The organism is Bradyrhizobium sp. Leaf396 (assembly GCF_001424605.1).
Classification (GTDB): Bacteria; Pseudomonadota; Alphaproteobacteria; order Rhizobiales; family Xanthobacteraceae; genus Bradyrhizobium; species Bradyrhizobium japonicum_C.
This window is the reverse complement of record NZ_LMQJ01000009.1, coordinates 91,406-104,312: the sequence shown is the minus strand read 5'-3', so window position 1 is coordinate 104,312 and position 12,907 is coordinate 91,406. Positions and strand designations below refer to the sequence as shown.

The following is a 12,907-nucleotide window of genomic DNA, read 5'->3' as shown; positions in this document are numbered from 1 at the left end:
CCAAAAAGGCCCGCCGGAGGCGGGCCTTTTCGATGTCTCGTCGCGACTGAGTCTCAGCGCAGGTTGCCGCAGAAGCGCTGGATGCGCTTGCAGGCGTCTTCGAGGTCCGAGGTCTTGGTCGCATAGGAGATGCGGAACGCAGGTCCAAGACCGAAGGCCGAACCCTGCACCACGGCGACGCCTTCGGTTTCCAGCAGCTCCGTGACGAATTGCTCGTCGTTCGCGATCACGTTGCCCGACGGCGCCTTCTTGCCGATAGTGCCGGCGCAGGACGGATAGACGTAGAACGCGCCCTCGGGACGCGGGCACTCGATGCCATTGGCCTGGTTGAGCATGGAGACCACGAGGTCGCGGCGCTCCTTGAACACCTTGTTGTTGGCCGGGATGAACTCCTGCGGCCCGTTCAGAGCCTCGACCGAGGCCCACTGCGCGATCGAGCACGGGTTCGAGGTCGATTGCGACTGGATCGTCGCCATCGCCTTGATCAGATGCGCCGGACCGCCGGCATAGCCGATACGCCAGCCGGTCATGCAATAGGCCTTGGAGACGCCGTTCACGGTGAGCGTGCGGTCGTAAAGACCCGGCTCGACCTGCGCGACGGTGGTGAACTGGAAGTCGTCATAGACGAGATGCTCGTACATGTCGTCGGTCATCACCCAGACATGGGGATGCTTCACCAGCACGTCGGTGAGCGCCTTGAGTTCCGAACGCGTGTAGGCAGCGCCCGTCGGGTTCGAGGGCGAGCACAGGATGACCCATTTGGTCTTCGGCGTGATCGCGCGCTCGAGCGCTTCCGCCTGGAGCTTGAAGCCGGTCGCTGCGGTGCAGACCACGGGCACCGGCTCCCCGCCGGCGAGCGCGACCATCTCGGGATAGCTGACCCAATAGGGCGCGGGAATGATCACCTCGTCGCCCGGATTGATGGTCGCCATCAGCGCGTTGTAGAGCACCTGCTTGCCGCCGGTGCCGACGATGATCTGGTTCGGCTTGTAGACGACGCCGTTCTCGCGCTGAAACTTGGCGATGATCGCTTCCTTCAGCTCAGGGATGCCGTCGACCGCAGTGTACTTGGTCTTGCCGGCCTCGATGGCATGGATCGCCGCCAGCTTGATGTTGGCGGGCGTGTCGAAGTCGGGCTCGCCGGCGCCCAGGCCAATGACGTTACGCCCCGCCGCTTTCAGCGCGCGTGCTTTGTCCGTGACCGCGATGGTCGCGGACGGCTTCACACGGTCGAGCGCAGCGGCAAGGAAGGACATCATCATCTCCTGGCGAGCGTCGTGAAGCCTTTCGCCTCACGACTCTGATTGTGGGAATGCGCCACCCTAAAACGTGCGCCGCTGCGCCGCAAGAAACTTCGGCCTGATCGCGGAAAAACTTACGGATATCGAGCGGTTCAAGCCGTGATTTCCCGCAATTTTCCGCAACTTTGCCTCCCGAATGGCTCATATCCGACAAGGCTTGTCCTCGGAGCAATTTTGCGTGGTGCATCTCTCCAAAGCCGCTCGTCGACACGCCCGGGCTTGCCCCGGCATCCACGTTCTTCGCCCCATGGCCAAGACGTGGATGACGGGATCGTGCCTGGCGACGACGATGGCGGAAGTTTGCGCTTCATCATGTACGTCTCGCCGCCTCCGCGTTGACGCAAGCGTGATCTGATCTTCATCATCGCGCGGAAATGATCTTCAGCACCGTTGCAGTGCGGTAGGGTTTTCGAGTTTTTCTATCGGCTGGCTCTTGCGGCGGATTCGCATCGGCATCATTGTTTAGCCGCCTCGCGGGGCAACGAGCGCCGCGCCTTCCCGTCTTCGGATTCGAACGCCAGAATGTACAAGCTCTATTCGATGCAACGCTCCGGCAACAGCTACAAGGTCCGCCTTGCGCTGGCGCTGCTCAACCTGCCCTACGAAGCCGTTGAGGTCGACATTCTGCGCGGCGAGAGCCGCACGCCGGATTTTCTGAGCAAGAACCCTTCGGGCCAGGTGCCGCTGCTCGAGGTCGGCGAGGATCGCTATCTCGCCGAGTCGAACGCCATCCTCTGGTACGTCGCCGTCGGCACGCCGCTCGCGCCGGAGAACCGCATCGACCGCGCCGAGGCGCTGCAATGGATGTTCTTCGAGCAGCACGCGCTGGAGCCGAACATCGGCGCCGCCTACTTCTGGCTCTCGCTGGTCAAGGGCGGCCGCGACCTCCAGACCCATTCGCTGGAGGACTGGATGGAGCGCGGCTATGGCGCTCTCCAGGTGATGGAAAACCATCTCAAGACCAACGCCTATTTCGCCGCGCGCCAGCTCACGGTGGCGGACATCGCGCTGTACGGCTACACCCATCTGGCCGACCGCTGCGACTTCGACCTTTCAACCTTTCCCGCCATCCGGGACTGGCTCAAGCGCGTCGAAGCCGCACCCGGTTTCGTGACGATGGACTGGCGCCCGGCCGACATTGCCGACCCCGCCAGCATCGCCGCCGGCGTCTGACTGCGCCCCGCTCCGTCGAATAGCGGGCATAAGGGACGCCGTCGCCGCAATTTCGCCGCTTTTGGCGCAACCGCCGCCGCAATATTGCCGGTTGCAGCGGTGAAGTTTGCGGGAGGTCGCGGGTGATTCGCTCGCGCGTTGAAGGATTTAGACCATGATGCGGGCGTCCGGCACGGCAGGCTTTCAGGGCCCATCCGCTACCGTCGCGTCTTCCCGGCTCACCCATGCGGTCGCGGCCTCGCTTGCCGTCGCCGCACTCTCGCTATGCTTGATCGTCACCCTGACGGTGCTGTCGACCAAGGCGACCATGGCGATGGGCCTGCCGGTCTGATCCCCGTTCCATCCTGGACCGGCCTTCAGGGCGCCGTGCGGCCCGCGCCGACCGGCATCGCGACAGGACGTCGATGAAATCACCTGTGGTAGTCGTTGCAATTACGCTGACTGCGGCCATCCTGGTCGCGGCGTCGCTGTTGATCATCGTCGGCACGCGCAAGGGCGTGGGGACGTCGACGCTGAACGCGCCCACGCTGCAACAACCCGTCAAGCACGCGCACATGGTCTAAAATCATCCGAAAGCCTCACGCTTGCACGCAAGCGCGCCTTAGGCACACCGCACGAGATCGCGGCGCACTGGCGCAACAATCAGTCAGTGTTGCCGCCTTGCCTCGTTCGGGAGGAGCGAGACTGGCCCATGCGGCTCGGATGGCGTGCGATTTACGGTCCGGTCCTGACGGCAGCAACCCTGCTGCTGGCTGTGCTTCTCGATCGCGTTGTCCCCACCCTCCCCGCTCCATCGGCGGCACCGCTGCTGGTCTGTCTTGTGGCCCTTGCCGGCGCCTCGTCGGGCCTCGCCTCGGCCATGACCAGTGCGGTCGTCGCGGTGATCGGTGCCACGCTGATCTTCCTTCATCACCAGAGCGCTTCCGGTCATGGCAACGCGGATCTGGCACGGCTCGGCGTCCTCGCAATCGCGGCCGTCGCCACCGCCGGCACCACCGCGATTGATCGGCAATGCCGTCATCACGTATGAAGGCATCTTCATCGTGCATCTCGGACATCGCGGTAACCCACATGTCGCTCATCATTCGCGCCGTCACCAGGCAGGACTACGATCAATGGCTGCCGCTGTGGGACGGCTATAACGCCTTTTACGGCCGCTCGGGTCCGACCGCGCTCGCTCCCGAGATCACGCGCATGACCTGGCAGCGCTTCTTCGACGCCTATGAGCCGATGCATGCGCTCGTCGCCGAGGACGACGGGCGCCTGCTCGGATTGACGCACTATCTGTTTCATCGCAGCACCACTGCGATCGAACCATCCTGCTATTTGCAGGACCTGTTCACGCTGGAGGCCGCGCGCGGCAAGGGCGTCGGCTCGGCGCTGATCCATGGCGTCTATGAGCGGGCAAGGCTCGCGGGATCGCCCCGCGTGTACTGGCAGACGCACGAGACCAATCTCACGGCGCAGCGCCTGTACGACAAGGTCGCGGAGCGTTCCGGCTTCATCGTCTACCGCAAGGTCTTCTGAGTCCTGCGCCCGGAGCCCTGTGGATAACTCCGCCTGTCACCCGCGCGTAACACAGCAAGTCTAGGCTGGCCTTGCGTCTGGTCAGGCCCCCCGTCACCGATCAAGCGCCCCAAAGCGGTCCCCGTCAGTCGCCGCGTCTGACAGGGGCCGCATTTTTTTGCCTGGGATCGCCTGCATGGCAGCAGCGCAGGCAGCGGCTTGCTGCTGCGGCGCCCGGTGGTCACAATGTCCACTGCTCATCTGAACGGGATCCCCCATGGAAATTCGCAATCTCGGCGCCTCCGGCCTTCGCGTGTCGGCGGTCGGACTCGGCTGCAACAATTTCGGTCAGCGCACGGATCTGGAGACCTCGCGCAAGGTGATCCACCGCGCGCTCGATCTCGGCATCACGCTGTTCGACACCGCCGACATCTATGCCGGGATGGGCGGCTCGGAGACCGTGCTCGGCACCGTGCTCGGCGACCGCCGCAAGGACATCGTGCTCGCGACCAAATACGCCAAGCCGATGGCGACCGACGGCACCAAGCAGGGTGCCTCGCGCCGCTACATCATGAGCGCGGTCGAAGCCAGCTTGATGCGGCTCAAGACCGACTACATCGACCTCTATCAGCAGCACGATTACGACCCGCTGACGCCGATGGAAGAGAGCTTGCGCGCGCTCGACGACCTCGTCCGGCAGGGCAAGGTGCGCTACATCGGCAATTCCAACTTCCCGGCCTGGCGCATCGCGGAAGCCGAGTTCACCGCGCGCGCGATGAACGTCAGCCGCTTCGTGTCCTGCCAGGACGAGTACAGCCTCCTGGTCCGGGACATCGAGAAGGACCTGCTGCCGGCGGCGCAGGAGTACAAGCTCGGCCTGCTGCCGTTCTTCCCGCTCGCGAGCGGCCTGCTCACCGGCAAGTACCAGCGCGGCGCGGCCGCCCCGGCTGACACGCGCTTCGCCAAGGCGCCGGCCCTGCGCGACCGTTACGTCACGCCCCGCAACGAGGACATGGTCGAGAAGCTCCAGGCCTTCGCGAAGGCGCGCGGGCACAGCATGCTCGAGCTCGCCTTCTCCTGGCTCGCCGGCCGTCCGCAGGTGTCGAGCGTCATCGCCGGCGCCACGCGCGTCGAGCAGATCGAGGAGAACGTCAAGGCGATCGCCTGGAAGCTCAGTGCGGAGGAGATGGCGGAGATCGACCGGATCACGCTGGGCTGATGCGTGAGGCGCGGCGCCTACTTCGCGCCGCGTCCGACCGTCTGCACCACCTCGAAGCCCTCGAACTGGGGATGGCCGAGATAAAGCGGCTTGTTGTCGCCGGCCTTGTGATGCGCGGCGCGAAACGCCTCCGACTTGGTCCAGGCCTCGAATGCCGCGTGGTTCGCCCAGACGGTGTGCGAGGCGTACAGGGTGTGATCCTCGAGCTCGGGGCCCCTGAGCAGATGGAATTCGACGAAGCCCGGCACCTTGTCGAGATGGGTGTCGCGCGAGAGCCAGACCTGCTCGAAAGCGGCTTCGGAGCCCTTGGCGACGCGGAAGCGGTTCATGGCGATGTACATGGGTGAAATCTCCTGAGAGTGGGGACGCAGCGCCTTTCCCGGTTCTTATGGGAAGAGGCGAAGTGAGGGGCAGCCTCCGCGAGCTCGGTTCGAGTTATAGTCGAAACGCCATCGAAATGGCCAAGGACATCGTTGTTCCCGCGAGGGAGCGCCTTGTACCTGTCTCTCGGGCGTACGTCTCGGACTGGATTTGCGGCGGCTGATCGTGTCGCCCGGGACGAGGTGAAGGGCTCGCCCAGCGCGTGACCCATCTCACATCAGCGCATCGGCATCGCAGCTAGCGTCATACGCATGTCATCAGGGAGACGTGCCATGGCCGGCATCGCCACCGCCAGAAAGTCCCGCCTGCACAACGCACTCGAAGGCCTCGCGCTGACAGCGACCCTCCAGAGCTTCCCCACCTTCGCCGCCGCGGCGTTCCTGCTCAAGCTCTGCGGCGAGCGCGACCTCTCCGGCGACCCTGGCGTCGCCATCTTCGTTGCCGTCGCCTCGTTCGTCCATGCGATGCTCGCGGTCACGTTCGGGCCGAGTTTCCCGCATTTGTTCAGGACCGTCTACGACCCGAAGTTCTTCGAGGCCCATCTGTCGCTGTCAGACAAGATCACCGCCTGGCGCACCCAGCCGGTCGCCTCGCTCCAGCTCGTGACAATCGTGCTGATGCTGTCGGTGATGGCCGTGGTGGAGGCGAGCGTGGGATGAGAATCGCAATCCTCCCCGTCATTCCGGGGCGTCGCAAAGCGGCGAGCCCGGAATCCACGGCACGAAGGGCAGTGCGCGGAGGCCCTACCTCTTCTTCCACCCACCGCGCCGTCCCGGCTGCCCGCCCGTCGATTTCGGCGCCGGGCCGAACTCCGGGCCCGACTGCCGTGAGTCCGTCGGCTGGATGATCCGGCTGTTTCCGCCGAACGGCTTCGCCGGCAGTGCGCGGGTCTCGCGGTAGGGCAGGGATTCCGGGCCGTGCATCTCGTCGAGATGCGGCTTGTGCACCCTGGAGCCGCTGCCGCCGCCGCTCGCCTTCAGCGCCGAGCTGACCGTCTTCTTCTTCATCGCGCTGACCGGCAGGTTGGCGGCGTCGCCGTACTTCTTCGTCCCCGCATAGGCGCCGGCCTTGCCCTGCACGGTGCGCTGCTTGGCGGTGGGGTCGTCGACCACGGCGAGCTCGGTGGCGCGCAGGCGCTTGACCTCGTCGCGCAGGCGCGCGGCTTCCTCGAAGTTCAGGTCGGCTGCGGCCTCGCGCATCCTGGTTTCGAGATCGGCGAGCACGGCTTCGAAATTGTGGCCGATCGAGATGACGTCGTCGGTCATGTCGTGGCCGCCGACCTCGACCAGCACGTGGTCGCGCTCGTAGACCGAGTTGAGGATGTCGCCGATCTGCTTCTTCACGCTCTCCGGCGTGATGCCGTGGGCCGTGTTGTACTCGACCTGCTTCTCGCGGCGGCGGTTGGTCTCGGCGATGGCGCGCTCCATCGAGCCGGTCATCTGGTCGGCATAGAGGATCACCTTGCCGTCGACGTTGCGCGCGGCACGGCCGATGGTCTGGATCAGCGAGGTCTCGCTGCGCAGGAAGCCTTCCTTGTCGGCGTCGAGGATCGCGACCAGCGCGCATTCGGGAATGTCGAGGCCCTCACGCAGCAGGTTGATGCCGACCAGCGCGTCGAACGCGCCCAGGCGCAGATCGCGGATGATCTCGATGCGCTCGATGGTGTCGATGTCGGAATGCATGTAACGGACGCGGATGCCCTGCTCGTGCAGGTATTCGGTGAGATCCTCCGCCATGCGCTTGGTCAGCACCGTGATCAGCGAGCGGTAGCCGGCCTGCGCGGTGGCGCGCACCTCGCCGACGAGATCGTCCACCTGCGTGCGGGCCGGGCGGATGTCCACGGGAGGATCGATCAGCCCCGTCGGGCGAATGACCTGCTCGACGAACACGCCGCCGCTCTCGTTCAGCTCCCAGCTACCCGGCGTCGCCGACACCGCGATGGTCTGCGGCCGCATCATGTCCCACTCCTCGAAGCGCAAGGGGCGGTTGTCCATGCAGGAGGGAAGGCGGAAGCCGTATTCGGCCAGCGTCGCCTTGCGGCGGAAGTCGCCGCGGAACATGGCGCCGATCTGCGGGATGGTGACGTGGCTCTCGTCGGCGAAGATCAGCGCGTTGTCAGGGACGTATTCGAACAGCGTCGGCGGCGGCTCGCCGGGGCGGCGCCCCGTGAGATAGCGCGAATAGTTCTCGATGCCGGCGCAGCTTCCCGTCGCCTCCATCATCTCGAGGTCGAAGGTGGTGCGCTGCTCCAGCCGCTGCGCTTCGAGCAGCCGGCCCTGATCGTGCAGCTGGTCGAGCCGCTGCTTCAGCTCCGACTTGATCGACTTGATCGCCTGCACCAGCGTCGGGCGCGGCGTCACGTAGTGCGAATTGGCGTACATCTTGATGAATTCGAGCTCGTCCTGCTTGTGGCCGGTGAGCGGGTCGAACTCCTCGATGGTCTCGATGGTGTCGCCGAACAGGTTCACGCGCCAGGCGCGGTCCTCGTAGTGCGCCGGGAAGATGTCGATGACGTCGCCGCGCACGCGAAAGGTGCCGCGGGTGAAATCGGCCTGGGTGCGCTTGTACTGCAGTGCGACGAGGTCGGCGATGAGCTGGCGCTGGTCGATGCGCTCGCCCTTTTTCAGCGCGAAGGTCATCGCGGTATAGGTCTCGACCGAGCCGATACCATAGATGCAGGACACCGAGGCGACGATGATGACGTCGTCACGTTCGAGCAGCGCGCGCGTCGCCGAGTGGCGCATGCGGTCGATCTGCTCGTTGATGGAGGAATCCTTCTCGATATAGGTGTCGGTGCGCGGGACGTAGGCTTCGGGCTGGTAGTAATCGTAGTAGCTGACGAAATATTCGACGGCGTTGTCGGGAAAGAAGTTCCTGAACTCGCCATAGAGCTGGGCGGCGAGCGTCTTGTTCGGCGCCAGGATCAAGGCCGGGCGCTGCGTCGCCTCGATCACCTTGGCCATGGTGTAGGTCTTGCCCGAGCCGGTGACCCCTAACAGCACCTGCGAACGGTCGTTGCGGTTGATGCCTTCGACCAGCTCGGCGATTGCGGTCGGCTGGTCGCCCTTGGGTTCATAGGACGACTTGATCTCGAAGCGGACGCCGCCCTCGGACTTTTCCGGGCGCGGCGGCCGGTGCGGCGTCCACACCTTCGTGGAGCCGTCGCCCTTGCGGAACTCCGGCCGCCCCTCGCGGATCAGTGCTTCAAGCGCATCCGCGGTGGCCTTGACGCCGAGCGCCTCCATCTTGCTGCGCGGTGGGCGCGCCAGCGCCTCGGCATCGTCCTCTTCGGTCGGCAGTCCGAGCTGCCGCGCCAGTTCCGGATCGAGCGTAGGAATGGTGGCGGCAGTGCCGTAATTGGCCTGCGGCGCCTCCGCGAAACCCTCGGTCGATGCACGTGCTCCCGGCGGCTGTGGATCGGGCCGGAGCGGCATCGGCCGTGCGGTGTCCTGCGGAAACTCCTTCGGCGTTGAAGCGCGCGCGCGGTGCGCGGCGGCCTCGCCCCCGGCGCGGCGGTCGCGCGAATTGTCCGGCGGCGGCTGCAGGCCTGTGCCAGATCCCAATCCGGCATCGCCGCGATTGATCGCGGGATTGAGCAACTCGGCCAGCGCCGGCCCGATCGGCTGCACGTCGGGCCGATGTGCTTTCGAGTTCGGGGCCTTGGTCCTGGGGGATTTGCCGGATTTTTCGGAGGATGCGGGTTTCTTCGCCATGGGGCGAATATGGGACGAGTCCGCCCCGCGCGAAAGGGCGAATGCCCGCCGCCATGCAGGCTGCTGACAGCAGGCTGGCAGCAGCGCGCCGCTCACGCCGCCGGCAGCGGTCCCCCATTATCCCCGGCCGGAAGATTCGGCTCGAGGATGTCGAGATGGATGCCGCCGCAATCGGTGCAGCGCATGGCCCAGTACTCGCAGCCGGCGCGGCCGCTCATCACGCGCAGCACCTCAAGATCGCCGTCGCATTCCGGGCAGTTTGACAGCACGGCGCGGGCATAAATTCGCGGCCGCGCCGCGTCGAATTCGATGATGGACATGATCGGTCCCCCCTTTGCGCCGCACTGTTTGTGCCGTCATGCCGCTGATGCGGCTGCGGCCGCTCGTCTATTCGTCGTCGCCCTCGGCCCGCCGGCGGAAACGGTCGATGTGGTGCTTGGCATCGGCGATCGCGGCATCGCGATCGGGCCAGGCGAAGCCGACTTCCATGGCCGGAAACAGCACGCCGTCGATGGCCACCGGGCTGAAATCGGCCCGCCGGATGCGCGCGTGCCACAGCCCCTTGCCAGCTTCGAAGGATTCGATGTCAAAGCCGTCGTAAAGGGTCGTCATAAGTGTAGGTCCCACGTTTCTTTTCGGAGAGTCAGGGGACCACGTTTGCGGATTTTGAAATGTGAACCCGTTCACAAGCGGCCGGGTTTTTGTCGCGGAGCCCTTGGCCTCGGTTCCGCCCCGCGGAGCGGCCGATCCGCCTGACGGGGCGCGGGTTCCGACGCCGCCCGCATGATCCAGCGGCGGAACGCGGCGAAGTCGCGCTGCTCGGTCTGGAAGCTGCGATAGACGAGGTACCAGCGCATGCCCTTGGGCACCGAGAGGTCGAATGGTGCCACCAGCCGGCCGGCCGCCAGATCGTCGTCGATGTAGGGGCGGATGCCCATGGCGATCCCGAGCCCGTCGGCGGCAGCCTGGAGCGCCTGGCCATAAAACTGGAATTCGGGTCCGCGCGCGTTGAGGCGGGCGAGGTTCGCGGCTTTCAGCCAGATCGGCCAGTCCTCGGGCGAATGCGCGACGCGGATCAGGCTCGGGCCTTTCAGGTCAGCCGGGCGCTTCAGCCCGCTCGCAAGACGCGGCACGCAGACCGGGGTCAGATCGCCGGCAAACAGCGGCTCGGCGACGAGGCCGGGCCAGTCGCCGGTGCCGAGCTTGATGCCGCAGCTCCAGTCCTCGCCGAACGGCACCGCCGCGCCGCCGGTGGTGAAGCGCACCTCGATGTCGGGCTCCTCGCTGCGGAACTCCGACAGGCGCGGGATCAGCCAGCGCATCGCAAAGGTGTGGCCGACGCCGATGGTGAGCACGCGCACGCTCGCGGGCGCCGTCACCTGCGCGGTGAGGCTGGCCAGCGCGTCGAAGATCGGCGTCAGACCGCCTTGATAGGCGCGGCCCGCCTGCGTCAGCACCAGGCGATTGGCCTTGCGCTCGAACAGCGCAACCCCGAGGCGCTCTTCGAGCAGATGCACCATGCGGCTGACGGCCGCCGCCGACACGCTCAGCTCCAGCCCGGCCGCAGCGAAGCTGCCGGTCCGCGCCGCCGCCTCGAATGCCTTGATGCCGTTGAGAAACAGCAGCCGCCGCAAACTTTCTACCCTCAGGAAAACTGATGCCAGGGCAAGATAACTCAGTTTGCGAGGGAGGGGCAAGCAAGGCACGCTCCTTCAGACCTGTTCCATGACGCGAGGGCTGAATTGCCGGCCCGCGTCCCCGACACGCACCAGCGGAGCTCCCTGCGTGACGCCCATCATGATTGCGGCCCTTGGATTGCTGATGGTGGCTACGGCGTTCCTGTCGGGGCTGTTCGGCATGGCGGGCGGGCTGATCCTGATCGGCGTGCTCCTGGCGTTGATGCCGCTGCCGACCGCGATGGTGCTGCACGCGATCACGCAGATGGCCTCGAACGGCTGGCGCGCGTTTCTCTGGCGGGCACATATTCGCTGGCGGGCGGTCGCGAACTATCTGGCCGGCTGCGCTGTCGCGCTCGCGGCATGGTCGCTGACCCGCTATGTGCCGGACAAGCCCATGGCGCTGCTGCTGCTCGGTATCACCCCGTTCATGGCGCGGCTCTTGCCCGCGAACATCAAGCCGAACCCTGATCGGCTCTGGCAGGGCACGGTCTATGGCACGATGTGCATGGGCCTGATGCTGATGACCGGCGTCTCCGGCCCGCTGCTCGACACCTTCTTCCTCGGCGGCGATTTCGGCCGGCGCGAGAAGGTCGCGACGAAGGCGATGTGCCAGCTCGTCAGCCATTTCACCAAGTTGATCTATTTCGGCGGGATCATCGATCAGGCGGCGAGCCTCGATCCCGTGCTCGCGGGCGTCGCCATTGCGGCCTCGATGCTCGGAACCACGCTGGCGCGGCGCATCCTCGAAGCCATGACCGACCAGCAATTCATGGCCTGGTCCAACAGGCTGATCACCACCATCGCCTGCTACTACATCGCCTATGGCGGCTGGCTCCTGGTTCGCACCCCGGTGCTGGCCGCTTTCGACTAGGGAGGCCTGCAATGAGCCGTGGCGCCGATCCGCTGGTGCTGGATTTCGTCGAATGGGTCGCGCGCGAGCCGCGCGCCTATGTCGAGGTGATCGCGACCTGGAAGACCTCGTGCCCGCGCCTCACCATCTGGGAAGATGCGGCCGAGCGCGGCTATGTTACGCGCGAGACGATTGCCGGCGTGGGGCTCGTTATCGCCGTCACCGAATGCGGCGAGAAGCTGTTGCGCGCGCATGGGCGGTGACGCGCGCACCTGCCTCCACAACATCATTGCGAGCAAAAGCAAAGCAATCCAGAATGTCACCGCAGCGGCAGTCTGGATTGCTTCGCTGCGCTCGCAATGACGGAGCACCCGCCAATGTCACTCAAACTCTTCGAACTCGTCGGCACCGACGCCTCGCGGCCGTTCAGCCCCTATTGCTGGCGCACGCGGATGGCGCTGGCACATAAGGGGCTCGCAGCGGAAACACTGCCCTGGCGCTTCACCGAGAAGAGCGCGCTTGCGCCGCATGGCTCGGAGAAGGTCCCCGTGCTGTTGCACGACGACAAGCCCGTCGTCGATTCCTGGACGATCGCGACCTATCTCGAAGACAATTTTCCCAACCGTTCGTCGCTGTTCGGCGGCGATGGCGGCCGCGCCATGGCGCGCATGATCAACGCCTGGGGCGACATCGCCATCGTCGGCGGCATCTTTCCGCTGATCGTGGCCGACATTCCGAACAATCTGGCCGAGATCGATGCTGCCTATTTCCGGAAGTCGCGCGAGGCACGCTTCGGCGGCAAGACCCTGGAAGAGGTCATGGCGAGCCGCGACACCGGCGTGGTCGCATTCCGCAAGTCGCTGGAGGTGATGCGGCAGACGTTGAAGAAGCAGCCTTATCTCGGTGGAGAGGCGCCGAACTACGCGGACTATATCGTGTTCGGCGGTTTTCAGTGGGCGCGGTTGGTCAGCCCTTTCAAGCTGCTGGAGACGGACGATCCGATCCATGGCTGGCGCGAGAAGCTGCTTGACGCGTTCGACGGCATGGCGCGGAAGTCGCCGGGATTTGCGGTGTGATCGTCCTAG

16 protein-coding genes are annotated in these 12,907 nt (G+C 65.6%); 10 read left to right on the top strand and 6 right to left on the bottom strand.

Features of this window, described 5'->3' with window-relative positions; genetic code table 11:
- Nucleotides 1-53 precede the first annotated feature (53 nt).
- On the bottom strand, nt 54-1,256 hold the full coding sequence (locus tag ASG57_RS11165) for a pyridoxal phosphate-dependent aminotransferase (RefSeq protein WP_024340416.1): 1,203 nt from the start codon (nt 1,254-1,256) through the stop codon (nt 54-56).
- 567 nt (nt 1,257-1,823) lie between these two features.
- Between ASG57_RS11165 and ASG57_RS11160 the strand changes: the two genes are divergently transcribed.
- The 6 genes from ASG57_RS11160 to ASG57_RS11145 all read left to right on the top strand — a co-directional run bounded on the left by ASG57_RS11160 (nt 1,824) and on the right by ASG57_RS11145 (nt 5,199).
- Nucleotides 1,824-2,474 (top strand): glutathione S-transferase family protein, encoded by a 651-nt coding sequence (locus ASG57_RS11160; RefSeq protein WP_024340417.1) that lies wholly within the window; start codon nt 1,824-1,826, stop codon nt 2,472-2,474.
- 154 nt (nt 2,475-2,628) lie between these two features.
- The gene (locus ASG57_RS38630) at nt 2,629-2,805 is read left to right on the top strand and encodes a hypothetical protein (RefSeq protein ID WP_196232387.1); all 177 of its coding nucleotides are present in this window, start codon (nt 2,629-2,631) and stop codon (nt 2,803-2,805) included.
- Nucleotides 2,806-2,878: 73 nt separating this feature from the next.
- Nucleotides 2,879-3,037 (top strand): hypothetical protein, encoded by a 159-nt coding sequence (locus tag ASG57_RS38625; protein ID WP_035698338.1) that lies wholly within the window; start codon nt 2,879-2,881, stop codon nt 3,035-3,037.
- Between the two features lie 128 nt (nt 3,038-3,165).
- Nucleotides 3,166-3,504, top strand: a complete 339-nt coding sequence (locus tag ASG57_RS11155; protein WP_024340418.1) for a hypothetical protein — start codon at nt 3,166-3,168, stop codon at nt 3,502-3,504.
- A 41-nt stretch (nt 3,505-3,545) separates the two neighbouring features.
- On the top strand, nt 3,546-4,001 hold the full coding sequence (locus ASG57_RS11150; protein ID WP_024340419.1) for a GNAT family N-acetyltransferase: 456 nt from the start codon (nt 3,546-3,548) through the stop codon (nt 3,999-4,001).
- Between the two features lie 256 nt (nt 4,002-4,257).
- Nucleotides 4,258-5,199, top strand: a complete 942-nt coding sequence (locus ASG57_RS11145) for an aldo/keto reductase (protein ID WP_024340420.1) — start codon at nt 4,258-4,260, stop codon at nt 5,197-5,199.
- Between the two features lie 17 nt (nt 5,200-5,216).
- Here ASG57_RS11145 and hmuQ read toward each other — a convergent pair whose 3' ends face one another.
- Nucleotides 5,217-5,540, bottom strand: coding sequence for a heme-degrading protein HmuQ (gene hmuQ, locus ASG57_RS11140; RefSeq protein ID WP_024340421.1), 324 nt, complete (start codon nt 5,538-5,540; stop codon nt 5,217-5,219).
- A gap of 312 nt (nt 5,541-5,852) precedes the next feature.
- Here hmuQ and ASG57_RS11135 point away from each other — a divergent pair, with 312 nt between their 5' ends.
- A complete protein-coding gene (locus ASG57_RS11135) occupies nt 5,853-6,239 on the top strand; it encodes a hypothetical protein (RefSeq protein ID WP_024340422.1) in 387 nt (128 codons plus the stop codon).
- A gap of 84 nt (nt 6,240-6,323) precedes the next feature.
- On the opposite strand, the gene uvrB is transcribed toward ASG57_RS11135, so the two are convergent.
- The 4 genes from uvrB to ASG57_RS11115 form a co-directional block, all read right to left on the bottom strand.
- Nucleotides 6,324-9,293 carry an excinuclease ABC subunit UvrB gene (uvrB, locus tag ASG57_RS11130; protein ID WP_080654894.1) on the bottom strand — a complete coding sequence of 990 codons (2,970 nt, stop codon included), beginning with the start codon at nt 9,291-9,293 and terminating at the stop codon, nt 6,324-6,326.
- Nucleotides 9,294-9,385: 92 nt separating this feature from the next.
- Nucleotides 9,386-9,613, bottom strand: coding sequence for a hypothetical protein (locus ASG57_RS11125; RefSeq protein WP_024340424.1), 228 nt, complete (start codon nt 9,611-9,613; stop codon nt 9,386-9,388).
- A 67-nt stretch (nt 9,614-9,680) separates the two neighbouring features.
- A complete protein-coding gene (locus tag ASG57_RS11120; RefSeq protein WP_024340425.1) occupies nt 9,681-9,905 on the bottom strand; it encodes a hypothetical protein in 225 nt (74 codons plus the stop codon).
- Between the two features lie 71 nt (nt 9,906-9,976).
- Nucleotides 9,977-10,927: a LysR substrate-binding domain-containing protein gene (locus tag ASG57_RS11115; RefSeq protein ID WP_024340426.1), complete on the bottom strand. Its 951-nt coding sequence runs from the start codon at nt 10,925-10,927 to the stop codon at nt 9,977-9,979.
- A 151-nt stretch (nt 10,928-11,078) separates the two neighbouring features.
- Here ASG57_RS11115 and ASG57_RS11110 point away from each other — a divergent pair, with 151 nt between their 5' ends.
- The 3 genes from ASG57_RS11110 (at nt 11,079) to ASG57_RS11100 (ending at nt 12,898) form a co-directional block, all read left to right on the top strand.
- A complete protein-coding gene (locus tag ASG57_RS11110) occupies nt 11,079-11,843 on the top strand; it encodes a sulfite exporter TauE/SafE family protein (protein WP_028145954.1) in 765 nt (254 codons plus the stop codon).
- An 11-nt stretch (nt 11,844-11,854) separates the two neighbouring features.
- Nucleotides 11,855-12,085 (top strand): hypothetical protein, encoded by a 231-nt coding sequence (locus ASG57_RS11105; protein ID WP_024340427.1) that lies wholly within the window; start codon nt 11,855-11,857, stop codon nt 12,083-12,085.
- Between the two features lie 114 nt (nt 12,086-12,199).
- Nucleotides 12,200-12,898: a glutathione S-transferase family protein gene (locus ASG57_RS11100; protein WP_024340428.1), complete on the top strand. Its 699-nt coding sequence runs from the start codon at nt 12,200-12,202 to the stop codon at nt 12,896-12,898.
- The last annotated feature ends 9 nt before the right edge of the window (nt 12,899-12,907 follow it).

Bases quoted from the DNA above. Each gene is read 5' to 3' on its own strand.
- ASG57_RS11155 (WP_024340418.1), top strand. From the start codon at position 3,166: ATGCGGCTCGGATGGCGTGCGATTTACGGTCCGGTCCTGACGGCAGCA.
- hmuQ (WP_024340421.1), bottom strand. From the start codon at position 5,540: ATGTACATCGCCATGAACCGCTTCCGCGTCGCCAAGGGCTCCGAAGCC.
- ASG57_RS11160 (WP_024340417.1), top strand. From the start codon at position 1,824: ATGTACAAGCTCTATTCGATGCAACGCTCCGGCAACAGCTACAAGGTC.
- ASG57_RS11165 (WP_024340416.1), bottom strand. From the start codon at position 1,256: ATGTCCTTCCTTGCCGCTGCGCTCGACCGTGTGAAGCCGTCCGCGACC.
- ASG57_RS11100 (WP_024340428.1), top strand. From the start codon at position 12,200: ATGTCACTCAAACTCTTCGAACTCGTCGGCACCGACGCCTCGCGGCCG.
- ASG57_RS11105 (WP_024340427.1), top strand. From the start codon at position 11,855: ATGAGCCGTGGCGCCGATCCGCTGGTGCTGGATTTCGTCGAATGGGTC.
- ASG57_RS38630 (WP_196232387.1), top strand. From the start codon at position 2,629: ATGATGCGGGCGTCCGGCACGGCAGGCTTTCAGGGCCCATCCGCTACC.
- ASG57_RS11135 (WP_024340422.1), top strand. From the start codon at position 5,853: ATGGCCGGCATCGCCACCGCCAGAAAGTCCCGCCTGCACAACGCACTC.
- ASG57_RS11150 (WP_024340419.1), top strand. From the start codon at position 3,546: ATGTCGCTCATCATTCGCGCCGTCACCAGGCAGGACTACGATCAATGG.
- ASG57_RS11145 (WP_024340420.1), top strand. From the start codon at position 4,258: ATGGAAATTCGCAATCTCGGCGCCTCCGGCCTTCGCGTGTCGGCGGTC.
- ASG57_RS38625 (WP_035698338.1), top strand. From the start codon at position 2,879: ATGAAATCACCTGTGGTAGTCGTTGCAATTACGCTGACTGCGGCCATC.
- ASG57_RS11125 (WP_024340424.1), bottom strand. From the start codon at position 9,613: ATGTCCATCATCGAATTCGACGCGGCGCGGCCGCGAATTTATGCCCGC.
- ASG57_RS11120 (WP_024340425.1), bottom strand. From the start codon at position 9,905: ATGACGACCCTTTACGACGGCTTTGACATCGAATCCTTCGAAGCTGGC.
- uvrB (WP_080654894.1), bottom strand. From the start codon at position 9,293: ATGGCGAAGAAACCCGCATCCTCCGAAAAATCCGGCAAATCCCCCAGG.